Here is a 25,765-nt window from a genome sequence, read left to right on the forward strand (position 1 = left end):
CCCGCCTCTATCTCTTTCAGTCGAGCAGCTGTTTTGCAAGAACTTCCATCTCTGTGATATTCTTTTCGTTCATGGTAGAACGAATTGTCACGACCTGATCACAGATACTCAGTTCCTTCAGCTGACTCAGCATTTCTTTCATATGTTTTGCAGCCATTGGAGCCCACGATCCGTTTTCCATAAGTCCAACCGTACGTTTCTGATAGTTTTTAGCCTTCAGATGTGCGAGGAAATCCTCCATGCACGGGAAGAGACCGCCATCGTAAGTGGCACATGCAAGCAGAAGGCTGTTATAACGAAAGGCATCTTCCACCGCTTCTGCCATATCATTGCGGGACAGATCTGTTAAAACCACTTTTTTAGCACCCTGTGCTTCCAGTATCTCTGCCATCTTCTTTGCAGCCTTTGCCGTGTTCCCATGAATGGACGCATAGGCAATCAGCACGCCCTCATCTTCAGGTTTGTAGCTGCTCCAGATATCATATTTTTCTATGTAATAACCCAGGTTTTCTTTCAAAATTGGTCCATGCAGCGGGCAGATCATGGAAATATCAAGTGTAGCGGCCTTTTTCAGAAGAGCCTGCACCTGTGCTCCGTATTTTCCAACAATATTGATAAAATATCTCCTTGCCTCGCAGGTCCAGTCCTCCTCAGCATCAAGTGCACCAAATTTTCCAAAGCCATCCGCAGAGAACAGGATTTTTTCCGTAGACTCATATTCCACCATCACTTCTGGCCAGTGAACCATCGGTGCCATTACAAAATGAAGCTCATGTTTTCCAAGACTTAAGGAATCGCCTTCTTTTACCTCAACCGTCCGCCCGGTCAGATCAAGAGTGAAAAACTGCGGCATCATCTTAAATGTTTTTGCATTTCCAACCAGCTTCATGTTCGGATATTTTTCAGCAAGTACCTGTATATTTGCCGCATGATCCGGTTCGAGATGAGAAACGATCAGATAATCCGCATCGCGTCCGGCAAGTTCACGTTCCAGGTTGGTCAGCCACTCCTGTGTGGCCCTGGCATCCACCGTATCCATAACAGCGGTTTTTTCGTCCAGAATCACGTATGAGTTATAAGAAACTCCGTTTGGGATATGATACTGGCTTTCGAATAAATCCAGTGTCTTGTCATCAACTCCGATATACCTGATGGAATCTGTTATCGTAATGTCTTTCATAACTGCATCTCCTTTTCCTGATATGTAACGTTCATTTCTAAATCAAATACATTTTAACATAATTGACTATTAAAATCCAGTAATATCATTTATTAAAACAAATACTTACCTGCGTCAAAACGGGCGAAGCAATCCTATGCTCCGCCCGTAAAATATCATTCTACACTTGTCCAGACATTTCCTTCCCTGTTACTTTTGATGCACGCATCCACAAATTTAATTCCGCGCACTCCGTCTTCCACTGTCGGATAGCGATAGCTTCCGGGATCACGTCCCTCCTTCTGTTTCAGTAAATGCGAGCAGAAGCCGCGGTAGATATTTCCAAATGCCTCAAAAAATCCTTCCGGATGCCCTGACGGCAGCCTTGAAAGATCCCGGCATGCGTCAGAGACGTAATCTCGTGTTGCCGTATAAAGCTGCGGCGGCTCATTGATGCGGGTTACCTTCAGTACGGAAGGGTTCTTATGTTCCCACTCAATTGCTCCTTTATCGCCAAATATGCGGATCGTAAGGTCAGTCTCATGTCCGATCGCAACCTGTGAAGTCCAGATCATTCCGGATACCCCGCCCTTATAATTGACCAGCACCTGCACATTATTTTCCAGCGGAAGCTCCTGAGATTTTGGGAGACGTTCAAATCTGGCAAGCACACTGTCGATCTCCAGTCCCGTCATTTTGGAAACCAGACACTCCACATGTGTTCCGATATCTGCACAGCAGCCCGAAGGACCGCTCCTCGCCGGATCCATCCGCCATGTCGCCTGATCCGAGCGGTCACTGACCATCTGTACCAGCAGCCACTCCTGCGGATACTCGCTGACAACCGTCAGAATATTCCCAATCTCGCCGGCATCGATCAGGTCTCTGGCCTGCCGGACCATCGCATAACCGGTGTATGTATAGGTCACACCGAACAGCACTCCTTTTTTTTCTGCGAGTGCAGCCAGTTCCTCACCCTCAGCTGCTGTCAGCGCCAGCGGTTTGTCACACATGATATGAATTCCGTGCTCCATAAAGCATTTTGCGATCTCATAATGTGTATCATTCGGTGTCGTGATGGATACAAAATCAATTCCATCTTCCAGAGAACTCTCTCTTTCGGCCATCTCACGGTAGTCGGCATAAACACGACTTTCATCTAAAACGCCCCAGGTACGGGCAGTCTCCAGATTTTTTTCCATATTTCTTGTAAAACATCCTGCCGTCAGCACAGCAAGATCATCCATGACAGCACCGTGTCTGTGCACATTACCAATAAATGCACCGTTTCCGCCGCCTACCATTCCAAACTTCAGTTTCATTGCAATAACCTCCTGTTTTTATGTATTGCCCACCCAAATATAATTTTAGTATAAACGGAAGAATGTGTCAATCTATTTGCCGTATGCCGGTAAAACTGTGCAATAATTCAAAATAACAGTTCAGAAATTCAAAAAGACTGTGCACAAACTTGTACACAGTCTTTTAATAATATGTATAGGCTAATTAGATCTCGGAAATTTTTACCGGACGGCCTTCATCCAGAGAGATCTTAGCTGCTTTCGCAATCTTAACCGGCATTAAACCATCAATTCCACTTACCGGAACTTCTTTGTCATTCATGACAGCGTCAACAAATGCGTTTGTCTCTGCGATGAATGCATTGTTATATCTTTCAAGGAAGAACCAGGTCGGTTTTTCGCAGACAACACCGTCAGCTGTACTGATCATGGAAGTATCATTCAGGTCGTTGGCTACCTGTACGCAACCTTTTGCACAGTGAACTTCTGTTCTCTGATCGTAACCGTATGGAGCTTCACGGCTGTTATCGATAACACCGATCGCACCGTTTTCAAATTTCAGCATAACGATTGCTGTATCAACATCATCGTATTTCTTGAACTCTTCGTCGATCATGACTGTACCGTAAGCACTTACTTCCGTAACTTCACTTCCGGACAGGTAACGAACCATATCAAAGTCATGAATCATCATATCCATAAAGATACCACCGGATACTTTAACGTATGCCATTGGCGGAGCTTCCGGGTCACGGGATGTAACTTTAACGATACTTGGAGCGCCCAGCATTCCGGATGCAACGGTATCTCTGACTTTTTTGTGGTTGTGATCGAAACGGCGAACAAATCCAACCTGAAGTTTAACACCGGCTTTATCTACTGCTGCAAGTGCATCTTCAATCACTTTGATATCAGTTGCGATTGGTTTTTCGCAGAAAATGTGTTTTCCTGCTTCTGCAGCCTTTACAATAAATTCAGCATGTGTGTCTGTTGATGAGCAGATGAAAACCGCGTCAACATCTGGATTTGCAAATACAGCTTCGGAATCTTTTGTGACATTTGTAACACCAAGTCCTTTTGCCCACTCTTCTGTTGCTTCGTTCATGAATGGATCTGCAATCATAACAACTTCAGCATCCGGTACAGCGTTTACCAGGTTTGTAGCATGAAGTTTACCGATTCTTCCGGCACCTAACATACCGATTCTAACTTTTTTTGCCATCTTATATACTTCCTTTCAAGTGATATTTTACAAATTATATTATAAGCTAATTTGCTTTCACAGTCAATCATAACAAAATGAAAATCTCATGTTTTTCCGTTTCCTGAAATTTTCAGGCATTTTTACTAGTTGCCCGGGCACACTTTTATTGTTGCTTCCGTATCAGCACGAAGATCAGAATCATTTCTATTGCTTCAATTACAATGGCCGCCAGAAACAGCGATTCTCCGCTTTTCTGAAACATTTCCATAATGAATCCAACAAACAGCAGCAGCAAGGCCAGAGAAAAGCCCAGAAAAACATACGCGGCGGTCCTGTAAGAGCGTTTTCTCTCCTCATCGCTCATCTTTGAAAGATCTTTTTTCTGTCCGTCTTTCACGAGTGAATACACATTCAGCGGTATTTTTCCTTTTTTCATAAATGCTGAAGCTGAATATTTCCCACATTGTCCTGCCGCGATCAGACAGACAACGGCAATTGCCACATTTATAATTTTATCGATCATGTTCCTGTCTCCTGTTTTCCTTTTCTTCTTCCTGTTTTTCGTAATCTTCTCTTGCTGCTTCCATATAGTCCTGCTCCCTGGTCTTTTTACTCGGTATAAGCTTTTTCAGAATACTTCCTGTTCCCCTGTTTTTTACATAAAAAAACCCGATCAGTGAAAAAACTGCGGCACCGATAAAGTTGACGAACAGATCCTTCATGGTATCCAGAAGACCGATATCCAGATATCCCCCGAGCCCAAGATCCTGTCCATTGACCACTGTACTCTGAATTCCCTTTATCACGTATGGTTTATTTCCTCCCGCAGGATCCAGCATCACGCTGCTGATCGTATGCAGTACAGTGTCTTTCTGCATATCCAGGTGAAAAAATAAATCCATAGCGCATTCAAAAAATTCCCAGATCACGCCGATGGTCATGGAAAAGCAGAATGCAACGACAGCAATAAAAATCGGTGACATGGTGAATACCAGTTTTTGATTATCATTTAACAGAACCACCAGCGAAAATCCAATGGCTGCAGCCAGGAAGCCGTTCAGAGTATGTAGCAGAGTATCCCAGAATGGTATGATGATATAAAATTCCTGTATCTCTCCCAGTATTTCAGCTGCAAAAATAAACAACAGAATAATGATCTCCAGTGCAGTCGGCAGTTCGATCCTGAATTTCACCTGAATAAAACTTGGCACTATCAGGAGCAGCAATGTCAGCACACAAAGAAATACATTTTCATAATTTCCGTTAAAAAACTGCCGGATCATACTAAGCACGACCAGAATGCGAAGAACAGCGTACACGATGAAAGAACTCTTATGTTCTTTCACCTCCATTCTCATGGCCATACTCAGCAGCTGAAAGTACTTTTTCATGCATCTCCTCCCTGCGGTGCCTCGAGGTATGCGCGCAGCAGCTCCATCCTTGCCTCCGCACAGTCAATCCCCTGCTGATAAAGTGCCTCCAGCTTATCAGGACTGGACTCGGTCCGTTTAAACCCGCCGACATTCTGAGGCTCAATTATAAAAACCTTTCCTTCTTTCTCCAGTTCAAATACTCTCCGTCTGTTTGCATTATACCGCTCCGCCCTCGTCAGAAGCGCTTCCGCAAACTGCGGATATTTCCTGTAGATTCTGGCAGCCAGACGCGTGGTTCTGCTCCCCTCTTTTAAGTAAGAGCGCTCTCTTGTCAGCACTACAATATTTTTATCACATCCCGAGCGTACCGCCTGATCAATCGGAATGGAATCTGCAATTCCTCCATCCATGTAGTATTTGCCGTCAATTTTTACCGGTTGAAACAGTATCGGCAGCGCACAGCTGGCCTGAAGAACTTTCCACGTGGGATCCTCTGCCGTAACCTTAAGATATTCCGCCTGACCCGTTTTCAGCCTGGTCACACAGGCAACCAATTCGCCGGGATAATCACTCAGCGCCTCATAATCATACGGTACTAAATGATTTGGCACTTCATCAAAAACAAATTTGATATTATAAAAGCTTCTGTTATCTTTCTGAAAAAGATAACGCGCACCCATATAGCGCGGGTCCACCATATATTTCCTGCTGATTTCATGGGCTCTGCCTCTCTGCCAGGAAGCATAGGATGCGCCGTTGGCGATTCCCGCCGAGGCCCCTATAATATAATCCGCCCGTATATTCTCATCCATCAGGACATCCATCACGCCGTTTGAAAAACAGGTGCGGCTTGCCCCTCCTTCCAGAATCAATCCTAATTTCATATCTTTTAAAACCCTTCTTCTTTCCGCAGTTTACGCATCTCTTTTCTCTTCACTCCGGCTTCCCATTCCGCTTTTTCGGCCTCTGTCTCGACAATGAGTCCCGGAACCTTTCTGGGACGGCCATTTTCATCCACGGCCACCTGAACCAGATGGGCGATATTGATCAGACGTCTGACTCCATCCAGACTTTCCACATACGTATCAACACGTATTTCCATAGAGGTGTTGCCGACATAGCTCATTCTTCCGATCAGTACGACCAGATCTCCCTGGAATGCACCCCGGAGAAATTTAAGATTGTCGACAGAAGCCGTGATAACATTAGACTGTGCATGACGTATTGCCACCAGACCGGCAATCTCATCAATCCACTCCATCAATCTTCCCCCAAAGAGTCTCCCGGCTCCGTTGAGATGTTCTGGTCTTACCTGATAAATGACCTCTATTTTAGAATCGGACACTCGCTTCATTGTTTCTCTTTCCACTTTTTATCTGCTCCTTATGAGTGAAATGCAGGCAGCTAAAACAGTTCTGTCTCGGCAACACACTTTGTCTTTATCTGTCCCACCAGCGCCTGCAGAGCGTCCACGACGTGGGGACGGATATCTCCGCCGATGAGTACCTGCATGATGTCATCTCCCACAGACAGCTCCCCGCGGTTGAGCCACACACGTATATAATAGATACCCGGCATCTGATACGTTTCCTCTACCGCAGCAGCCGCCTTCTCTTCATCATAGGAAAACAGCAGGCCTGTAACTGGCTTAGCCGTCTCCTCACCCAGACGGACTTTTGCCCTGGCTGTCTGACGCACAACACCGTTATGAATCAGGTACATACCGCAGTCGGAAGCACTCCTGTCTGTTTTTGCCTCTTTCAGCCATGCATCAACAGAAGGTGCGTTGCCCCCATTACCGCTTTCTATCATAAATTTACTAATGTTTTCCATTGAAAATCCTCCTTGTCAACATCCTGTTTGATTCATATCATGCTTTATGGAAAGCTTTTTTAAGAACATATCCTATATTTGATATCACTGTATCCAGTATATATTTTTCTGATACTATTTGCAATAAAAACAAATCCAGAACATTTGTTCTTGATTATCTGTCTCCGTTGTGTTACAATCAGTTAAAACAAACGTATGTTCTTATTGTTATGGAGGTTGTATGCTAACAGTTACACATTCTTTTTCTTTGCAGGAAAAACTGAATATTCTGGCAGATGCCGCGAAATATGATGTAGCCTGTACATCCAGCGGTTCGGACCGGCGGGGAAAAGCAGGATATCTCGGCAATTCTTTTGCTTCCGGGATCTGTCACAGTTTTGCAGGTGATGGGCGGTGCATCTCTCTTTTAAAAATTTTGTACAGCAATGAATGCGTCTACGACTGCAAATACTGCGTTAACCGCCGTTCCAACGACCGCCCGAGGGCTACCTTTACCCCGGAGGAAGTCTGTCAGCTGACCATGGAGTTTTATCGCCGCAACTATATTGAAGGCCTGTTTTTGAGTTCCGGAGTCTGCAAAAGCCCCGAATACACCATGGAACGAATTTATGAAACCCTGCTTCTGCTCCGTGAAACTTACCGTTTCAACGGATATATTCATGTCAAAGCCATCCCGTCTGCCCCAACGCAGCTTTTGACACAGGCAGGCTTTCTGGCTGACCGCATGAGCATCAACATGGAACTGCCCACGGAGGAAAGCCTGCACACACTTGCTCCCCACAAGACATTTCAGAGCATCTTTCATCCCATGAAAGAAATGGCACAGGGTATCGCTGCATCACGGCTTGCCATCGGCAAATCGGCATCTATGGAAAGGCACCGCGCCAACCGGTATTTAAACGGAAGCATCTTCGGTCAGAAACAGCTGGAAGCCAGGCGGGATTTTGATCCCGGCAATGCCCCTTCCGTTTTTATGAAAAAAGGGGAAGAAGAAAATTCTGCTTTCATCCCCGCCGGTCAGAGTACCCAGATGATCATAGGGGCCAGTCCGGAGAATGACTATCAGCTTCTGCTGACTTCTCAGAACCTTTACCAGCGTTTTGACCTGAAACGTGTCTTTTACTCTGCCTATATTCCGGTCAATGAGGACAGCCTTCTGCCTCCTCCTGACACCGCCGTTCCCCTTCTGCGGGAACACCGCCTCTATCAGGCTGACTGGCTTCTTCGTTTTTACGGCTTTCACGCGGAGGAGCTATTGAGCCCGGAACGCCCCAATTTCAATCCACTGCTGGATCCCAAATGTGAGTGGGCGCTTCGTCATCTGGAACACTTCCCGATAGAAGTCAACACTGCCTCTTTTGAAACCCTGCTCCGAATCCCCGGAATCGGCAACAAGTCGGCCATGCGTATTGTCAATGCCCGCAGGTACGGGAACCTGGATTTCTCTCATCTGAAAAAGACAGGGGTGGTGTTGAAACGTGCTCAGTACTTCATTACCTGCGGCGGTAAAATGATGTACCGGATACCGATCGAAGAAAAATTTATCACTCGGCAGCTGACGGGAATGGACCAGAAAGCAAACTGGGAGCTGGCACATCCTCCCGTTTACCGGCAGATGTCACTGTTTGAAGATATGAATCTGTCATATCCGCAGACTGTGGAGGGTATACGATGACTGTTTTTACATGTGCTGATGATTTCAGCTCAATGATGACCTGCATTTATGAAGCATGGGGAAGCGGACTTGGCCACCGGAATGTCCGTCTGATGACAGAACCCCTCTATGAAACTGCGCTTTTCTGCAGTTACCATCATATTGAAGCAGATGAAGAAAAGACCAGAAAAGTTATCCGGTCCATTCAATGTAAAATATCGTATGAAGTTTTCAAAATGGTCTACCGTTCCAGTCTGTCATTTAAAGAGGATAAGCTGGACTGCATCTACCGCTTTTTACTGCTTGGATTTCACTATGGTCCCTCTGTTACGGGACGCCTGCAGGAACCTGCCGTCGCCAGTCTGTTCGCTGTCGAACGCAAGGTTTTAAATGAAGCGCATCTGTTTCGTGAATTCATCCGTTTTTCCAGTATACAAGGCAGTACTCTGGTCAGTCATATCGAACCGAAATGCAATGTCCTTCCCATTCTGGCAGAGAATTTTTCTGACCGCATGCCTTCAGAGAACTGGATGATCATCGATGATACCAGAAAAAGCGCCGTGATCCATCCCGCCGACAGTTCTTACTATATGACGCTGCTTACCCCGGAAGAATTTTTAACACTGAGCCGTACAGAGATCAGGGATGAATACAGTGAACTCTGGACTTCTTTTTTTCAGGCAGTCTCTATCACTCCCAGAGAGAACAAGCGATGCCAGCGCAATATGATGCCGCTCTGGTACCGGAAGCATATGACGGAATTTATGACATAAAATTGTCAGGAGGATACCTGAATGATATTCCTGCACGACTTATACGGCTCTTCTTTTACCAGAGTCGTAATGATCGTTGCATCCTCAAATGCCGCAAATCTTACCGGAGATATCTTCGCAATCTTGGAACTGTCACACAGTACGTAACACTCCCTGCACTGTTTCATGGCATATTCCTTTACCTTTGCCTCCCTGAGTCCCGGTGTCGTGTACCCCGCCTCAATATCTGCACCGTTTGTTCCCAGAAAACCTATGGTAAAATTGTACTTCTGAAGACTTTCCAGTGCCTCCTCCCCGACGATCGCCTCAGTCACTGACTTGAATTCCCCTCCCGGCAGATAGACATGAAATCCTTTAGCAGCAAGTTTTCTCGCATGCATCACGGCATTTGTCACAAATACCGCATTATTGGGCACCAGATAATCGATGATCTGCCCGGTCGTCGTTCCGGAATCCAGATAGACCAGATCGTTTGCCTTGACCAGAGCCGCAGCATACCTGGCGATCAGTCCCTTCTCATCCCGGTTGATATCTTCACGGATTTCAACAAAGGAATCCGTATGGATCCCGCTGTTGCGAATGGCGATTGCACCTCCATGCACTTTTGTCAGCAGTCCTCTTTTATCCAGTACCGTCAGATCCCGGCGTATTGTAGATTCTGATGTATTGAGCAGTTCGATCAGTTCCTGGACCTGAATACTCCCGCGCTCTTCAACCACCCGTACGATCTCTTCCATTCTGTCTTCGATCAGCATATCTTTTCTCCTCATTCTTCAAATACGCTCCAGCGTACCTGCTTCGGGTCGCACATAATGCATCTGTGCGACTCCACAATCCGCCGGAGGCTTTTATCCCGCAAAGCAGTGCTTCTATCTCTTCCCTGGACGCCAGCTCTTCTGAAAATGCGCTGGCACTTCCCGCAGCAATTCCCATTTCCAGTGATTTTCGGTAGCTGCCATCCGAAAAGTAGCCTGCCAGAAACCCCGCAACCATGGAGTCACCTGCTCCCACAGAATTCACTACCTTTCCCCTGGGTGCAGAGCCTATGAATACCCCCTCTGTCTCAGAAACCAGAATCGCTCCGGCTTCGGCCATGGAGACCAGCACATTTCTCGCCCCGTACTTTTGAAGCTTTCTGGCGCACCTTACAATATCTTTCGGACCCTGCAGGTCTTCACGGAAAATCTCGGACAGCTCATGATGATTTGGTTTAATTAAAAACGGTTGATATTGCAGTACACTGACAAGAAGGTCTTTCGCGGCATCTACGATCACCATGACATTTTTCTCAGACATCCTTCTGGTTATGTCCCGGTAGATCGTATGCGGCATTGAATTGGGAATGCTTCCTGCCAGCACCAGCACATCCCCTTCTTCCAGCATTTCGAGTCTCTTCAAAAGTGCCGCAACAGCATCACTGCTGATCGGGGGGCCCTGTCCGTTGATTTCACTTTCACTGCTGGAACGAAGTTTCACGTTAATGCGGGACCATCCCTGGCTGACAGATATTAATTCTTCTGCGCATCCCGCCTCTCTGACTCTTTTTCTTATTTCTTCCCCGGTAAACCCCGCGGTAAAGCCGAGTATCGTGCTCGGGATACCGAGATTTTTTAACACGATAGACACATTGATTCCTTTTCCCCCGGGAAGGATACGTTCATTTTCTGTCCGGTTCATCCCACCGATCGTAAAGTTTTTCGCTGTAACAATATAATCCAGTGATGGATTGCAGGTTAACGTATAAATCATTCCTTTCCCCCTTTCAGCATAAACTTTTCTTCTCACCCTATCATAATTTCTTTTTCAGTCACTGTCAATCATAATCAGTCACTTCCATCCTCCCAGACACCGCAGCCAATTCACATGGCAGCAGCAAAGCGGTCCGCAGGATTTCTCCCGCAGACCGCCCATATTCTGGTTATATGATTCTTATTTTATACCAGCCTGCATTCAAGTCACAGTATTTTACTCTCTCTGACTCTCTGAACAGCCTGTTTTATCATCTCCTCCTCCTGAACAAGGGCAATCCTTACAAATCCTTCCCCAGATGGTCCAAAAGCACTTCCCGGCGTGACCATTACGCCCGCCTCTTCCAGTAAGGTCCTGACAAAATCAAGAGAAGACGCAAAGTTTCCGGGTATCTGCGCCCAGACAAACATAGTTGCCGGGCTTCTCTGCATCTTCCACCCGATCGATGAGAATCCGTCACACAAAAGATCCCTTCGCCTTTTATATGCTTCTCTCGTAGTTTTAACACACTGTTGATCACCCAGTATCGCCGCTATCGCAGCTTTTTGTACAGGCAGAAACATACCGTAGTCCATATTGGATTTTAGCCTTGTCAGCTGTTTTACGATCTGTTCGTTTCCAATACAGAAACCAATACGAGCTCCTGCCAGTCCATATGTTTTGGAAAGGGAATTGAATTCCACCCCCACCTCTTTTGCACCCGGATAAGATAAAAAGCTTTTTCCCTGCACATTATCGTCGAAGATCAGCTCGCTGTATGCGTTGTCATGCAATACAATAATGTCATACTTTCGGGCAAATGCAATCAGTTTTTCATAAAAATAATCCGGTGCCACAGCCGCGGTCGGATTATTCGGATATGACACAACCATCAGCTTTGCCTCTCTGGCTGTTTCCTCCTCAATGTTTTCAAAATCGATAAGATAATCACATTCCTTCCTCAGCGGCATATATGCAAGTTTCGCTCCGGCGATCCTTGGACCATCCCCAAAAATAGGATAACAGGGATCCTGGACGAGCACGGTGTCTCCCGGATCCACGACAGAAAGACTGATATGTGCCAGCCCTTCCTGGGACCCCAGAAGCGATACGATCTCTGTCTCTGGATTCAGCTTCACCTGATATCTGTTCTGATACCACTTTGCAACCGCCCTGTGCAGCTCAGCGAGGTCTTTGATCGCATACACATAATTCTTCTCGTCCTTCGCCGCTTCCACCAGCGCATCTATGATATGGGAGGCGGGAGGTATATTCGGCGTACCGATACTCAGATCAATAACCGTTTCTCCCCTGCTTTCTTTTTCCTCTTTCATCTTCGCCAGTGTGGTGAAGATGCTCTCCCCAAACAACTGCATTCGCTCTGAGAACTGCATGTTCATCTCTCCTCTTTCAAAAATCTGTATTTTATATAGTGGAGGGTTTTTCTCTCCCCTTTTTCCGCCAGCATCCTCAGCAGAAATTCCATCTGTTTTTTCGTCTCACTGTGCACAAACCAGAGCCGCTTCCTGCTCCTGATATAGTAATTGAGCGGAGCCTTGTCGGTATAAGAGTCTCCGGCATACGTCTTGCACGCACTGATACGGTCCATGATCATTTCCGCTACGTATCTGCGCGGCATCTGCATGCCTGTGATCACCGTATCACAGTCTACACCGTAATCCACCCAGTACTCATAGTGGTGTTTATTGCGGCCTTTGTGGTGCATCCAGGAAGTTGACACTCCAAGCGCTTCCCGCTCGGCATTATTGGGGCTTCTGTTCCCCTGATAATAGCGGCATCCCACCTTGAATTCTGGCCAGGAGTATTTTGACAGGTCATGAAGAAGCCCCTGTTTATAAAGACCGATGCGAAAACAGTATCTCATGACCAGCAGCTTATGCTTTGTGATCGTTTTAAAATGCTTCCAGATATACATACTACGACATCCTTATTCTATTTTCCCAATAATATAACAATTGTCCGCGGTGATACAACAAATCCTTTTTCCTCGTCCGGTTCTATCTCCACTTTATCATGGCAGAAGCCTTCTCTTTTCTTGTCAGCCGTGTCGACTGCCAGATACCATTTTTTATGTTCCGGCAGATGCGGCAGTGCGAAAGTATACGGATTCCAGTGCATATTGCATGCGATGTAGATAAAACTGTCCGGATTTCCTTCCCTGTCCTTTGCATATTCCCCACAGTAAAGAATTCCGATACTCCTGCTCTGCGGTTCCATCTCTGAAAACCAGGCTCTGCTGCTGTGATAAGAAACTTCCGGAAATCCAAGCGAAAGATAGTCGGTATCCCGCGGCTCCCGATCCATATGGAGGATCGGATGGCTTTTGCGGAATGCGATGGCTTCTTTTACAAACGACCACATCTCCTCACAGCGTTTATTTCTTCCCCAGTCAACCCAGCCAATCGGATTATCCTGACAGTAGGCATTGTTGTTTCCTTCCTGTGAGTTACACCGCTCATCGCCGGCATAGATCATCGGTGTTCCCTGACTCGTCAGCAGCAGAAGCACGGCATTTTTCATCTGCCTTCTTCTTAATTCAACCACGTTCAATTTTCGCGTGGGGCCTTCCACACCGCAGTTCCAGCTGAAGTTATATGTGCTGCCGTCCCGGTTTTCTTCGCCGTTCTCTTCATTGTGTTTTTCATTATAAGTGACCATATCCGCAAGTGTAAATCCATCCTGATATGCCATATAATTGATGACGCCATGTGTGACAGGATTTCGCCTGTTATTGCAGATATAACGTGTAACCTGGTTCTCGTCACCTTTCAGAAAGCAGCGTGCACTGATCATAAATTCCGAATTACATTCAGCCAGGTTACGGTATTTCGGCAGCTTTCCAGAATAAATACTGTCGGCTGCAAATCCCTGATACAAGATCTTTGTATGCTTCAGCAGATCATCCTGCGCAATAATCTCGATCGGAATATGATCACCCACCAGGTGAAATCCGTCGATATGGTAAAAAAGCTTCCAGTACCGGAGTATTTCCACTACCATTAAGGGATTCGTTTTCTGTGAAAAATAGAACTCCATCAGACATTCCATTCCGGCCCTGTGAAATTCATCGACGCAATGCTGGAACTCACTGATACAATCCCTGTCTGTGCAAAAAGCAGCTTTTGGCGTGAAATAGTACCCCTCCGTATATCCCCAGTAATTTATGTCCGCCGTCGGCGTCTTAGCAGCAGAAGCGCCATTTTCAGAGGTAACTGTTTCCCTGGTTTCCCGGTTCTCATTGAAATCATACGCCGGCATCAGTTCTACCGAGGTAACCCCCAATCCCTTCAGATAGGGTATTTTCTCTGCAAGTCCCTGAAAAGTCCCTTTGCTTGCAGAGCGGGAACTTCGCTGTGCGGTAAATCCCCGTACATGCAGCTTATACAGGATCATCTCCGGATACGGTATAAAGACCCCTGGTATTTCAGAGGGCCTTTTGTCTGACAAAATTCCTCTGACACTGTGCCTTTGTCCATCTGACAATTTATTCCCAAACACATCCCGCCCGGTTACTGCCTTTGCACACGGATCCGTTATGATGTTTCCGTCTATTTTATAATTGTATTCAATATCGCCCGCATCTAAATGTTCTATCCAGACAGCAGCTATACCTCCTGTACGAAATTCCTCAGTCAGCGGTATCTCCTTCCAGATTTCCTCACTTCCTTTGGGATACAGCAGGAGACTGGCCTCTTCACAGTCATCTACGGCGATTGTAAAATTATATCCGCCATTATGCTGCTGCGCGCCTGTTAACTGCGGCAATCCCTTCTGTACCTCAAACCTCTTTACCTCCGCTGCTCTTGTCAATTCATTCTCCGCCTTTCTGTACATTCTTTACATTTCAATATCCAGTTCTACCGGACAATGATCAGAGCCCATAATGTCCGTGTGAATCTTTGCATCTCTCAGGTACTGTTCCAGATCCTCGGATACGCAGAAGTAATCAATCCGCCATCCGGCGTTCTTCTCTCTGGCTTTAAATCGGTAGGACCACCAGGAATACACCTGTTCCTTCTCAGGATAAAAATAACGAAACGTATCAATGAATCCATGTTGCAGAAGTTTCGAGAATTTTTCTCTCTCCTCATCAGTAAAACCGGCATTCTTTCTGTTTGTCTTAGGATTCTTCAAATCAATCTCCCGATGCGCAACATTTAAATCACCGCAAAAGATGACCGGTTTCTTTCCTTTGAGTTCTGAAAGATATTTCAAAAAAGCGTCCTCCCATTCCATCCGATAGGGAAGCCGCGCTAATTCACTCTGCGAATTCGGTGTATAGACAGTGACCAGGTAGTATTTCTCATATTCCAGCGTTATGACACGCCCTTCCTGATCATGTTCTTCTGTCCCGATTCCATAAGTAACCGACAATGGTTCCTCTTTCGTAAACACTGCCGTCCCGGAGTAACCTTTTTTCTTTGCATAATTCCAATATTGATAATAACCCGGAAGATCCAGTTCAATCTGCCCTTCCTGCAGTTTGCTTTCCTGTATACAGAAGATATCGCCGTCGAGCTGTGCAAAAATATCAAGAAAACCTTTATTCACACATGCTCTAAGTCCGTTTACATTCCAAGAAATCAGTTTCATGATGACCTCCATTTTCCATGTTGTCTATATGATTGCGGGAGCAATCTGTGGGTATCATGGAATCAAATTGCCTTTGACCCCAACATCGATAATTAGGTATAGTATACCACAAAAACCTCATCACTTAGAATTATTTTTCAATTATTTCAAACATTGAAAGCGAATCATCGGATGGTCCATGAAAATGGCATCCCCATCTCCGATACATCTCCACCGCATTCCATATTTCGTCGCTCAGACGCTCTCCCGGATATACCAGGGGGATACCCGGCGGATACGGTGCGATCAATTCTCCGGCAATTTTCCCTCTGGCCATCTCCCAGGGCACCTCTCTCACAACCGAAAAATAGGCTTCTCTTGGTGTCAGCACCATCTCTGTTTCAGGCAAACCGGTCGGATCAGTTTCCCGGCCTGTATACTCCAGCGGTTGTTCTGCAATATCCGTAAGCGCCGCAAGAAAGCGCCGGATATCTTCCCGTGTATTTGCATGGGTAATGATCGCCAGTACATTTTTTTCATCGGCCAGCTCCAGTTCTATCCTGTGTTCCTCCATAAGCCTGCGTTTCAGCTCATAACCGCTGCTGTGCCCGCAGCGTATAACGACACGTGTGCCGTCTATCCCCTGTACTCCGTATTTTCCGGTAATTCCATTGTTCATGCAGAACATACCGGGGATCTGTCTGATTCCTTCCTTTAACTCATCACTCAGAGCCAGGGACTTTTCCATCATATCCTCGCCCTGCGATGCCAGTTCATAACGCGCCGCATCGAGGGACGCCATCAGCAGATAAGAAGGGCTTGTGCTCTGGACCAGTTTCAAGGCACGTTCCACACGTCGTTCGTCCACCCTGCCTGTGCCGATATGCAGTACAGAACTCTGTGTCAGCGCTCCTGTTACTTTATGGAAGCTCTGAACACACATGTCTGCCCCCTGGGTTAACGCTCCATCCGGCAGTTTATCAGAAAAATACAGATGCCCCCCATGTGCCTCGTCAACCAGGAGAAGGGTTCCGTTTTCATGACATATGTCCGCTATTTGTTTTAAATTACTTGTCAGGCCATAATAATTCGGGCTCACCAGAAACACAGCTTTACAATCGGGATGCTCCATTAATTTCTCCTCTACCGTCTGCTGCAGGACTCCTCCATAGATGCCCTCCTCGCCGATCCATTCCGGCATCATATACACAGGCTTTGCCCCTGATAAAATGATGCCTTCCAGTACAGATTTGTGAACATTCCGGGGAAGCAGGATTTTTTCCCCTTCCCGGAGGACAGCGAGAATCATGGCTTCATTTCCACAGGTCGAACCATTGATCAGAAAATAACTTTTTTTGGCACCATAGAGGTCAGCCATGAGTTCCTGCGACTCCAGGATCACCCCTGACGGCTGATGCAGGTCGTCAAGACCAGTCGCCTCTGTCAGATCATACCGCAAAAAACCACATTCTTCCTCAGACAGCCACCGTCTGCTCACTCCGCGCTCGAAGCGGTGACCCGGGATGCAAAAATATGCAGGCCTGTCCTCCTGATACTGCTTCAGCGCGTCCACAAGCGGGGTTCTGTCCTGTTTTCTGTTGTATTCTTTTTTCATAATCTGTTCCTTTCTGCCATGACAGCTCCGGACAAATATCATAAGAAAAGGAGACACCGCACGTTCCATGTGTCTCCCTGCCTTATTATTCTTCTATTTTAGCCCTGACGCTGTCAGCAGACTTCCACTGTCCAGTTATACCGGTCTTCTTCGTCGCCCCACTGAATCCCCGTCAGATAATCATACAGTTTCTGTGTCAGGTCACCTGTCTTAAAATCATTGACTGTAACTTTATCATCTTTATAGACGAACTCCCCAACCGGAGATATGACTGCTGCTGTTCCTGTTCCGAATGCCTCTTCCAGGGTACCTTCATGTCCGGCCTTCATCAGGTCCTCAACAGAAAGTTTTGTTTCATTTACTTTATATCCCCAGTCTTTCAGGATATGAAGGATGGAATCTCTCGTAACGCCGGGAAGGACCGTTCCTTCGATCGGTGCTGTATAGATCTCTCCATTGATCTTGAACATGATATTCATCGTTCCGACTTCTTCCACATACTTTCTTTCCACACCGTCAAGCCACAGCACCTGTGCACATCCCTGTTCTTCGGCCTTCACCTGTCCGAGAATAGATGCTGCATAATTCCCACCGCATTTTGTAAAGCCGGTTCCGCCTTTTACAGCACGCACAAGTTCATCTTCCACCAGAATACGCACCGGATTCACACCTTCCGCATAATATGCACCTACTGGTGTACAGATAATAACAAATTTATAGGAGTTTGCCATGTGAACTCCCAGAGAAGACTCCGTGGCAAACATAAACGGACGAATATACAGTGATGTCTCCGGCTCTGACGGAACCCAGTCACGTTCCACACATACCAGTTCTTCCACTGCCTCCACAAACATGTCTTCCGGAAACGCCGGCATACACAGTCTTGCATTAGAATTGATCATACGCCTGGCATTCATCTCCGGGCGGAACAGCTGAATTTTTCCGTTCTTTGTGCGGTATGCCTTCATTCCCTCAAATGTCTCCTGTGCATAGTGCAGGGCCACGCACGCAGGGTCCAGAAGCATTGGCCCATGCGGTACGATCCTGGCATCATGCCATTCATTTTCTCTGTCCCAGTCCATGACAAACATATAATCTGTCATATATTTTCCAAAACCAAGTTTCGTCTGATCCGGTTTCTCCTTTAACTTTTCACGTTTCTCAAATTTGATATCCATTGTACTGTCCTCCCCGGGATGGTAAAGTCTGTATCCCATTTATTTACTGATGCCAGGGTCAAAAGGTCAAATACCGTTCATGCTTGCATGATAAGGCATTTGATCTTGGGACCCGCTAAACATGAGGAAGAAGCGATTTACGCAGTAAATCAGCGGATTCCGAATGTTTACAGGATTGCGGGAGCACGAAGTGCGGAGCAAGCCGTAGGCATCAATTGGGGGCAAAAGACCTTTTGACCCCAACATCATTTACTTCATATAGTATAAAACTGTGTTTCCCATCCGTCAATATCTATTACTGAAATATTAATATCTATTCAGGACAGCTTATCTTCTTCCGCCGTCCCGAACAGTTACAAATATTATTTGCTTTTATGGCGGCTATCTGGTAAAGTAGTCTTATAAAAACACAGGAAAGAGGTATAATCCATGGGAAATCAAAACGACGATGTCTGCAGCGGAAATTGTGACTGCTGCGGTTCTGATTGTGATTCTTCAATCCAGCCGGGCGATACAACTGTCACCCTGACACTGGATGATGACAGCACGATAGAATGCGCTGTTCTGACCACATACAAAGTTGAGGACAAGGAGTATATTGCGCTGCTTCCGCTTGATGAAAATGGTCAAAACACCGACGGTGAAGTTTTTCTTTATCGCTTCACTGAAGATGAAAACGGTCAGCCAATGCTCGACAACATCATGGATGATGATGAATACGAAGCTGCTGCCGATGCATTCGATGAACTGCTCGACAAGGCAGAATACGATGAAATCGTAGACGGCGAAGAATTATAATCTGAGTTTAACAGACGACAGACCGCATGCCCGAACTTTCAGCATGCGGTCTGTTTTTACTGTAAAGTTCCGGATGTACTTCCGAAACCACCATTGCGCGCCTCCGTCACATCATCATCCCATGTGATTCCGTATTCCACAAAAATCCCCTGCATAAAGCCGTCTCCCGTCTTTATCTCAATGGTCTTCTCCTCGTTGGAATCATTCGTGATCTTGGAAAAAATATGTCCCTCATTATCAGAATAGAAATAGTCACTGTCAATGATGCCTACCGTATTATTCAGCTGGAGGCGGTACTTGAAACCCAATCCGCTTCTGGGATACAGCTTCAGCACCCAGCCGTTTTCCATTTCTGCGTGTATTCCAGTGGGAATACGGATGGTCTCTCCCGGCTTTAACGTAAAAGTCAGCGGACTGAAAAAATCATAGCCGGCGCTGCCTGCCGTCGCCCTGCGCGGAAGTCTGATATTCTCATATACGCTCTTCGCCTCTTCTGGATCGGATCCGGAAAACGTATCCAGCCACCCCTCTGTAAACTGCTTCAAACTAACCTTGCCGAATCTCGCAATTTTTTTCATGTCAAACTTTCCTCCACTTTTAATCAGCCGTATGCAGCACAATTTTCCCAGCATCCAGTGATTTTTTTACATCTATCACTCTCTGGTTGGCGCTGCCTTTCCATTTCAGCGACGTATCTTTCCTGTCAGACTCGAATTCTCCATCCACCAGTACATCCAGGTAATTTACGATCTCTTCAAGTTTTACAAACTCCCACAGCCCACCGGTGTACAACCAGATCGTCTTGTCCGGAAATTTACTGCGGATTTCTTTGGCCAGCTCCGTCACCTCCGTGATATTGTTGACATGCAGCGGATCACCCCCGCTGAATGTAATCCCTGATACGTACGGTTTTTCCAGCTGCAAAAACAGTTCCTGTTTCGCAGACTCATCAAAAGGTATACCGCCGTTCGGGTCCCAGGTCTGCGGATTCTGGCAGTCCCTGCAGCAATGAGAACAACCCGATACCCACAAGACAACGCGCAGTCCGTCACCGTTGAGCATATCATCTTTTGTAATATTATGATATCGCATGTATCTTCCCTCTTTTTCAAACTAAACGGACATGTCTGCTGACGCAGACATGTCCAATCATAAAAGTCGATTGCTCCGCGCTCACGCGCTCACGCAATCCCCTCTTATATCTGTTTCTGATTGTTTATTTTGCTTCTTCCGGAACGTCCTTGATGCTGAAGCTGATTCTGCCCATCTTGTCTTTTCCGAGGCAGACTACCTTAACAATATCTCCAAGTGTCAGAACGTCTTCCACACGGTTGATTCGCTCTTTTGCTATTTTGGAAATATGCACCATGCCTTCTTTTCCAGGAGCAAACTCAAGGAACGCTCCGAATTCTTTAATGCTGACAACTTTTCCTACGAAAATCTGTCCGGCTTCAAAATCTGTTGTAATGATTTTGATATATTCAAGCGCTTTATTCATCGCATCCTGCTCAACGCCGCAGATAGATACCGCACCGTCGTCTGCGATATCAATTTTAACGCCTGTTTCTTCGATAATCGCATTGATGGTCTTTCCGCGTTGTCCTACCACATCACCGATCTTTGCAGGATCGATCTGAATCTGAATAATCTTCGGTGCATAAGGACCTACACTCTCCCGCGGTTTTGCGATGCATGGTTCCATGATCTCTGTCAGGATAAACTCCCTTGCCTCTTTTGTTTTAGCGATTGCCTCTTCAATGATCGGACGCGTCAGACCATGGATTTTAATATCCATCTGAATTGCCGTAATACCGTCATGTGTTCCGGCAACCTTAAAGTCCATATCACCGAAAAAGTCTTCCAGACCCTGAATATCTGTCAACACCAGATAATCATCATCCGTATCTCCAGTCACCAGTCCCGTGGATATCCCTGCAACCGGTTTTTTAATCGGAACGCCCGCCGCCATCAAAGACATGGAGGATGCACAGATACTTGCCTGCGATGTGGATCCGTTTGATTCAAACGTCTCAGATACCGTACGGATTGCATACGGGAATTCTTCTACTGACGGCAATACCGGCAGCAGTGCTCTTTCAGCCAGTGCCCCATGACCAATCTCACGGCGTCCCGGGCCTCTGGATGGTTTTGTCTCACCGACCGAATAGGACGGGAAGTTGTAGTGATGCATATATCTCTTTGAAGTTTCAAACTCATCAAGACCATCAATCCGCTGTGCCTCAGACATCGGCGCGAGCGTCGTGACGGTACAGATCTGCGTCTGTCCGCGTGTGAACATCGCGGAACCGTGAACCCTCGGAATCAGATCAGTCTCAGCAGACAATTTACGAATTTCTGTGATCGCTCTTCCGTCCGGACGTTTATGATCCTTTAAGATCATTTTGCGGACGGTCTTTTTCTGATACTGATATACAGCCTCGTCCAGAACTGCCAGCCACTCTTCATTCTCGGCAAATGCCTCGGTAAGTTTGTCTTTGATCTGACGGATATTCTCTTCTCTCACCTGTTTCTCGTCTGTAAATACAGCCTCCTCCATTGCAGCTGGAGGTACGATTTCCTTAATCGCTGCAAACAGTTCTTCCGGAACCGCACAGCTCTCATATGTGTGTTTTTCTTTACCGCATTCAGCTACGATCTGATCAATAAATCCGATGATCTCCTGATTAATCTCATGTGCTTTAAAGATCGCATCGATCATCACCGCTTCCGGAATCTCATTCGCTCCGGCTTCAATCATGATGACTTTGTCCCTTGTGGAGGCAACCGTCAGCTGAAGATCTGAGATGTCCTTTTGTCCAAGACTCGGGTTGATAATGAACTCTCCGTCGAGCATACCGATCTGTGTCGCCGCACACGGTCCGTCAAACGGAATATCAGAAATACAGGTTGCGATCGCAGAACCCAGCATCGCAGGGATCTCCGGATTACAGTCCGGATCTACCGACATTACAAGATTGCTCAGAGTCACATCATTTCTGTAGTCCTTCGGAAACAGCGGACGCATCGGACGGTCAATCACACGTGATGTCAATGTCGCATGCTCGCTCGCTTTTCCCTCTCTCTTGTTGAATCCGCCTGGAATCTTACCTACGGCATACTGCTTCTCTTCATACTCCACACTGAGCGGAAAGAAATCGATTCCTTCTCTCGGCTTATCCGATGCAGTAGCCGTTGAGAGAACCGTCGTATCCCCGTAATGCATAAATGCCGCGCCGTTTGCCTGTTTTGCAACTCTGTCGATATCTACGGTCAGAGTTCTGCCAGCCAGCTCCATTGAAAAACTTTTGTACATATTCTTTTCTCCTTATAAACTTATTGACAAAACTTCTCCCGAAACAACTGAAAAGAACACTCCGCTAAATATGCTTTTCAGTGGTCTCGGACAGTCACAGTTTTGCCGATTTTCATGATCCGTTACTGTTTTCTTACAGAAACGGGGCGGAAATCATCCGCCCCCCTTTATAACCTATTATTTTCTGATTCCTAATCTTTCAATCAAATTACGGTATCTTTCAATGTCGGTTTTCTTCAAGTAATCCAGCAGACCTCTTCTCTGACCTACCATTTTCAGAAGACCTCTTCTGGAATGATGATCTTTATGATGCTCCTTCAGATGCTCTGTCAGTTCCTGGATTCTTGCTGTCAGAATTGCAACCTGTACTTCCGGTGAACCGGTGTCGCCAGGTGTTCTGGCATATTCATTCATAATTGCCTGTTTCTTTTCTTTTGAAATCATGTTTTTCCTCCTTGATTTTAATAAACGCCTCAGATTAAGCAATGGTTGGAGATTCCGATTCCTGAATCCGGGCTGATTTCATACTCATCCAGTATAGCATACCGCGGTGTGGATGTAAATACTTTTTTTGCCACGGCAAGGCGTCAGAGCAGAGTAACGACACAATCCACATTATCATAGTAAATATCGGATATCTTAATACCCGTCTCGCTGCTGCTCGCATGTACAACCTGTCCATCCCCGGCATACATCACAACGTGATAGATCTCCCCATCCCGTGCATAAAAGATCAGATCACCCGGCCGGGCCTGTGACAGATCAATCCTTGTCCCCACAAGTGCCTGTTCTTTGGAAACTCTCGGCAGCGATATCCCGAACTGCGCATATACACTCTGGACAAATCCCGAACAGTCTGCTCCATTTGTCAGTGATGTTCCTCCCCATACATAGGGATTACCGACAAACTGTTCCGCAAAGTTCACAATCTCCTGTCTCAGCTGGTCAGCCTCCAGATTTCCTCCGTACGCCGTAGCTGCCAGAGTCTCCTGAAATGCTTTCTCCTGCTCCATGGCATATTCATCTGTATCCTGAACTGTCGATACAGCTACAGGCATATTTTCCTCGCCCATCTCATGGACCAGGCTCCAGGCTGTATCTTCTGTATACAGATACTCCATACTGACATATCCGGTTACCTCGCCGGAAGACACAAAAGCCCATCCGTTTTCAACCGACTGAATATAGCAGACTGCCTGATCCGGCAGCATTCCTATGATATCAAATTCTATTCCTTTATCTGACCGTACATTCAAATGGGTGTTTACATGAACCACTCCATAGTTTTTTTCATTCGTATTAGACACCTTTGCAGTCTCCGGCTGTGCATAAGCCGTTTTTGCAAACAAAGGATCAGAAACTGCCGCCGCGCAGACAATTAAGACTGCCGCACTCAGCATCCATGCCTTTTTGTGCATAATACCTCCTATGAAATTGGTAACTATTCAGGACGGCTTACAGCTATACTCCCGCCGTCCGGAATTGTTACATTTTTATTACAGCTGTACATGAAAAGTATACCACATTTTCATCATACTACAACGGAATTCGTTCGACAAAATCTTCCAGTCTCCCCTTTAAATTGGAACCTGCACCACACGTTTGTCCTCTTCCGGCTCTTCATCCAGGATTGAAAACGCGATATTTGTCGCATGGTCAGCCACTCGTTCCAGACCGGATACCACATCGGAGAAGATCATTCCGGCTTCCGGCGTACATGCATTTCTTGTCAGCCGCTCAACATGACTCTGCTGAAGGTCACGTTCTTTTACATCGATCCGGTTTTCCAGATCCAGAATCTCCTGCAGATGTTCCTGGCTGTTATTTGAGAACATATCCAGTGCATATGTCATGATCTGCATAACCAGATCAAGCATCTCTGAGAGTTCCCGTTTACTTTCGCTGCTGAACGTTACCTGGTCGTCCCTGACCATAAGAGCCGCCTCAGCAATATTTTCCGCATGGTCGCCGATACGCTCAATATCGTTCGCCACATGGAACAGTCCTCCGATACTCCTGGCATCGTCAATCGGCAGCGTCATCTGATTGATATTTACCAGATAGTTTGTAATTGCATTATTGAGATAGTCAATATTTTTTTCCACCCGGTACACCGTCTGTATCTCTTTTTCATCCAGTGTTATCAGCGCATTCATGGAACGGACAAGGTTCGTCATCGCCATATTCCCCATATGCTCCAGTTCTCTCGTCGCCTCCAGCACCGCCGTTGTGGGTGAGAACATGGATTTGTCTCCAATATAGAGAAGTTCGAAATCTTCTCCCTCCTCGTCTTTTCCCCTGACCACAACATGTGTCAGTTTGATGATCCAGGGCATGATCGGGAATATAATCACCACCCAGGCAATCTTCATAATCGTATTGGCATTTGCGATCGCACGGCTGATATTTCCGCCTGAAATATGTAATACCCAATCCACAACCGGATTCAGTGCAAACAGGAACACAACACAGAAAATCAACATTCCCGTCAGGTTATAGAACAGATGGATAAGAGCTGTTCTCCTGGCGTCCTTACGTCCCCCGAGACTTGCAAGCAGCGCTGAGGTTGTACAGCCTATATTGCTTCCCATCATAAGATACAGGCAGATTGGCAGTTCCAGAAGTCCTCCCTGCGCCAGCAGCATCAGGATACCTACAGTCGCCGAATTGCTCTGCAGTACAGCTGTCACGAGATACCCGACAAGTATCGCCAGATATGGATTCGACAGGGAGCCAAGCGTATTGACAATGACCGGCGCATCCTTAATGATTGCGAGTGCCGCTGACATTGTCGACAAACCCATGAACAGCATACCGAACCCAAGAAACACTTCACCAAACTTATTGACAATCGGTTTCTTTATAAACATCAGCATGACAACGCCCAGAATAACAAACAGCGGCGCTATATCTGACAGATTGAAAGCAATCAGCTGACCCGTCATAGTCGTACCGATACTTGCTCCCATGATCACTCCTGAAGCCTGGGCCAGATTCATCAGCCCTGAATTGACAAAACTTACCACCATAACTGTCGTCGCATTCGATGACTGTATGATCGCAGTGAATATGATACCTACTATCACACCAATAAAACGGTTTTTCGTAAATACTTCCAGTATTTTGCGCAGTTTGGAGCCGGCAGCCTTTTCCAGGCCTTCACTCATCATTTTCATACCGTACAGAAAAAAACCTAATCCACCGGCTAGCATTAATACTTCTTTCATACCGTACTTCTCCTTA

25 protein-coding genes are annotated in these 25,765 nt (G+C 46.4%); 3 read left to right on the forward strand and 22 right to left on the reverse strand.

Annotated elements, in window-relative coordinates; translation table 11 throughout:
- Positions 1-16: 16 nt before the first annotated feature.
- The 8 genes from MCG98_RS14700 to MCG98_RS14735 form a co-directional block, all read right to left on the reverse strand.
- The gene (locus MCG98_RS14700) at positions 17-1,180 is read right to left on the reverse strand and encodes an FprA family A-type flavoprotein (RefSeq protein WP_240302656.1); all 1,164 of its coding nucleotides are present in this window, start codon (positions 1,178-1,180) and stop codon (positions 17-19) included.
- Between the two features lie 155 nt (positions 1,181-1,335).
- Positions 1,336-2,481, reverse strand: coding sequence for a Gfo/Idh/MocA family oxidoreductase (locus MCG98_RS14705; protein WP_240302657.1), 1,146 nt, complete (start codon positions 2,479-2,481; stop codon positions 1,336-1,338).
- A gap of 184 nt (positions 2,482-2,665) precedes the next feature.
- Positions 2,666-3,682 carry an inositol 2-dehydrogenase gene (gene iolG, locus MCG98_RS14710; protein ID WP_240302658.1) on the reverse strand — a complete coding sequence of 339 codons (1,017 nt, stop codon included), beginning with the start codon at positions 3,680-3,682 and terminating at the stop codon, positions 2,666-2,668.
- A gap of 145 nt (positions 3,683-3,827) precedes the next feature.
- A complete protein-coding gene (locus tag MCG98_RS14715; RefSeq protein WP_240302659.1) occupies positions 3,828-4,187 on the reverse strand; it encodes a hypothetical protein in 360 nt (119 codons plus the stop codon).
- Complete coding sequence (locus tag MCG98_RS14720) at positions 4,177-5,055, reverse strand: hypothetical protein (protein ID WP_240302660.1); 879 nt, start codon at positions 5,053-5,055, stop codon at positions 4,177-4,179. The genes MCG98_RS14715 and MCG98_RS14720 overlap by 11 nt, the downstream gene beginning before the upstream one ends.
- Positions 5,052-5,921: a patatin family protein gene (locus tag MCG98_RS14725; RefSeq protein ID WP_240302661.1), complete on the reverse strand. Its 870-nt coding sequence runs from the start codon at positions 5,919-5,921 to the stop codon at positions 5,052-5,054. Before MCG98_RS14725 ends, MCG98_RS14720 begins: the two co-directional genes overlap by 4 nt.
- Before the next feature lie 5 nt (positions 5,922-5,926).
- Positions 5,927-6,406: an acyl-CoA thioesterase gene (locus MCG98_RS14730; protein WP_345891670.1), complete on the reverse strand. Its 480-nt coding sequence runs from the start codon at positions 6,404-6,406 to the stop codon at positions 5,927-5,929.
- Positions 6,407-6,441: 35 nt separating this feature from the next.
- On the reverse strand, positions 6,442-6,870 hold the full coding sequence (locus tag MCG98_RS14735) for a molybdenum cofactor biosynthesis protein MoaE (RefSeq protein WP_240302662.1): 429 nt from the start codon (positions 6,868-6,870) through the stop codon (positions 6,442-6,444).
- Positions 6,871-7,090: 220 nt separating this feature from the next.
- Between MCG98_RS14735 and MCG98_RS14740 the strand changes: the two genes are divergently transcribed.
- Complete coding sequence (locus MCG98_RS14740) at positions 7,091-8,545, forward strand: putative DNA modification/repair radical SAM protein (RefSeq protein WP_240302663.1); 1,455 nt, start codon at positions 7,091-7,093, stop codon at positions 8,543-8,545.
- Positions 8,542-9,297, forward strand: a complete 756-nt coding sequence (locus MCG98_RS14745) for a TIGR03915 family putative DNA repair protein (protein WP_240302664.1) — start codon at positions 8,542-8,544, stop codon at positions 9,295-9,297. The genes MCG98_RS14740 and MCG98_RS14745 overlap by 4 nt, the downstream gene beginning before the upstream one ends.
- A 5-nt stretch (positions 9,298-9,302) precedes the next feature.
- On the opposite strand, the gene MCG98_RS14750 is transcribed toward MCG98_RS14745, so the two are convergent.
- The 8 genes from MCG98_RS14750 to MCG98_RS14785 all read right to left on the reverse strand — a co-directional run bounded on the left by MCG98_RS14750 (position 9,303) and on the right by MCG98_RS14785 (position 18,411).
- Positions 9,303-10,052, reverse strand: coding sequence for a DeoR/GlpR family DNA-binding transcription regulator (locus MCG98_RS14750; RefSeq protein ID WP_240302665.1), 750 nt, complete (start codon positions 10,050-10,052; stop codon positions 9,303-9,305).
- Positions 10,009-11,046, reverse strand: a complete 1,038-nt coding sequence (pfkB, locus tag MCG98_RS14755) for a 1-phosphofructokinase (protein ID WP_240302666.1) — start codon at positions 11,044-11,046, stop codon at positions 10,009-10,011. The genes MCG98_RS14750 and pfkB overlap by 44 nt, the downstream gene beginning before the upstream one ends.
- 206 nt (positions 11,047-11,252) lie before the next feature.
- Entirely contained in the window at positions 11,253-12,419 is a 1,167-nt protein-coding gene (locus MCG98_RS14760; protein WP_240302667.1) for an aminotransferase class I/II-fold pyridoxal phosphate-dependent enzyme, read from the reverse strand.
- Positions 12,420-12,421: 2 nt separating this feature from the next.
- Complete coding sequence (locus MCG98_RS14765; RefSeq protein WP_240302668.1) at positions 12,422-12,961, reverse strand: DUF5662 family protein; 540 nt, start codon at positions 12,959-12,961, stop codon at positions 12,422-12,424.
- A 17-nt stretch (positions 12,962-12,978) separates the two neighbouring features.
- Positions 12,979-14,856, reverse strand: a complete 1,878-nt coding sequence (locus MCG98_RS14770) for an alpha-amylase family glycosyl hydrolase (RefSeq protein WP_240302669.1) — start codon at positions 14,854-14,856, stop codon at positions 12,979-12,981.
- A 27-nt stretch (positions 14,857-14,883) separates the two neighbouring features.
- On the reverse strand, positions 14,884-15,642 hold the full coding sequence (locus MCG98_RS14775; protein ID WP_345891729.1) for an exodeoxyribonuclease III: 759 nt from the start codon (positions 15,640-15,642) through the stop codon (positions 14,884-14,886).
- Positions 15,643-15,769: 127 nt separating this feature from the next.
- Complete coding sequence (locus MCG98_RS14780; RefSeq protein ID WP_240302671.1) at positions 15,770-17,233, reverse strand: aminotransferase class I/II-fold pyridoxal phosphate-dependent enzyme; 1,464 nt, start codon at positions 17,231-17,233, stop codon at positions 15,770-15,772.
- Positions 17,234-17,346: 113 nt separating this feature from the next.
- Positions 17,347-18,411: a branched-chain amino acid aminotransferase gene (locus tag MCG98_RS14785; protein WP_240302672.1), complete on the reverse strand. Its 1,065-nt coding sequence runs from the start codon at positions 18,409-18,411 to the stop codon at positions 17,347-17,349.
- 429 nt (positions 18,412-18,840) lie between these two features.
- On the opposite strand from MCG98_RS14785, the gene MCG98_RS14790 reads away from it, so the two are divergent.
- Positions 18,841-19,209, forward strand: coding sequence for a DUF1292 domain-containing protein (locus MCG98_RS14790; protein WP_240302673.1), 369 nt, complete (start codon positions 18,841-18,843; stop codon positions 19,207-19,209).
- 56 nt (positions 19,210-19,265) lie between these two features.
- Here the strand turns inward: MCG98_RS14790 and MCG98_RS14795 are convergent, their stop codons facing one another.
- The 6 genes from MCG98_RS14795 to MCG98_RS14820 form a co-directional block, all read right to left on the reverse strand.
- Positions 19,266-19,787, reverse strand: a complete 522-nt coding sequence (locus MCG98_RS14795; protein WP_240302674.1) for a deoxyuridine 5'-triphosphate nucleotidohydrolase — start codon at positions 19,785-19,787, stop codon at positions 19,266-19,268.
- A gap of 19 nt (positions 19,788-19,806) precedes the next feature.
- Complete coding sequence (nrdG, locus tag MCG98_RS14800) at positions 19,807-20,301, reverse strand: anaerobic ribonucleoside-triphosphate reductase activating protein (protein ID WP_240302675.1); 495 nt, start codon at positions 20,299-20,301, stop codon at positions 19,807-19,809.
- Positions 20,302-20,425: 124 nt separating this feature from the next.
- Positions 20,426-22,522, reverse strand: a complete 2,097-nt coding sequence (locus tag MCG98_RS14805) for a polyribonucleotide nucleotidyltransferase (protein WP_240302676.1) — start codon at positions 22,520-22,522, stop codon at positions 20,426-20,428.
- A gap of 177 nt (positions 22,523-22,699) precedes the next feature.
- Positions 22,700-22,966: a 30S ribosomal protein S15 gene (gene rpsO, locus MCG98_RS14810; protein ID WP_028529154.1), complete on the reverse strand. Its 267-nt coding sequence runs from the start codon at positions 22,964-22,966 to the stop codon at positions 22,700-22,702.
- A 143-nt stretch (positions 22,967-23,109) separates the two neighbouring features.
- Positions 23,110-23,940: an SH3 domain-containing C40 family peptidase gene (locus MCG98_RS14815; RefSeq protein WP_240286110.1), complete on the reverse strand. Its 831-nt coding sequence runs from the start codon at positions 23,938-23,940 to the stop codon at positions 23,110-23,112.
- 159 nt (positions 23,941-24,099) lie between these two features.
- Positions 24,100-25,749, reverse strand: coding sequence for a Na/Pi cotransporter family protein (locus MCG98_RS14820; protein WP_240286108.1), 1,650 nt, complete (start codon positions 25,747-25,749; stop codon positions 24,100-24,102).
- Between the last annotated feature and the right edge of the window lie 16 nt (positions 25,750-25,765).

The sequence above is a fragment of the Ruminococcus sp. OA3 genome (genome assembly GCF_022440845.1).
Taxonomy (GTDB): Bacteria; Bacillota; Clostridia; order Lachnospirales; family Lachnospiraceae; genus Ruminococcus_G.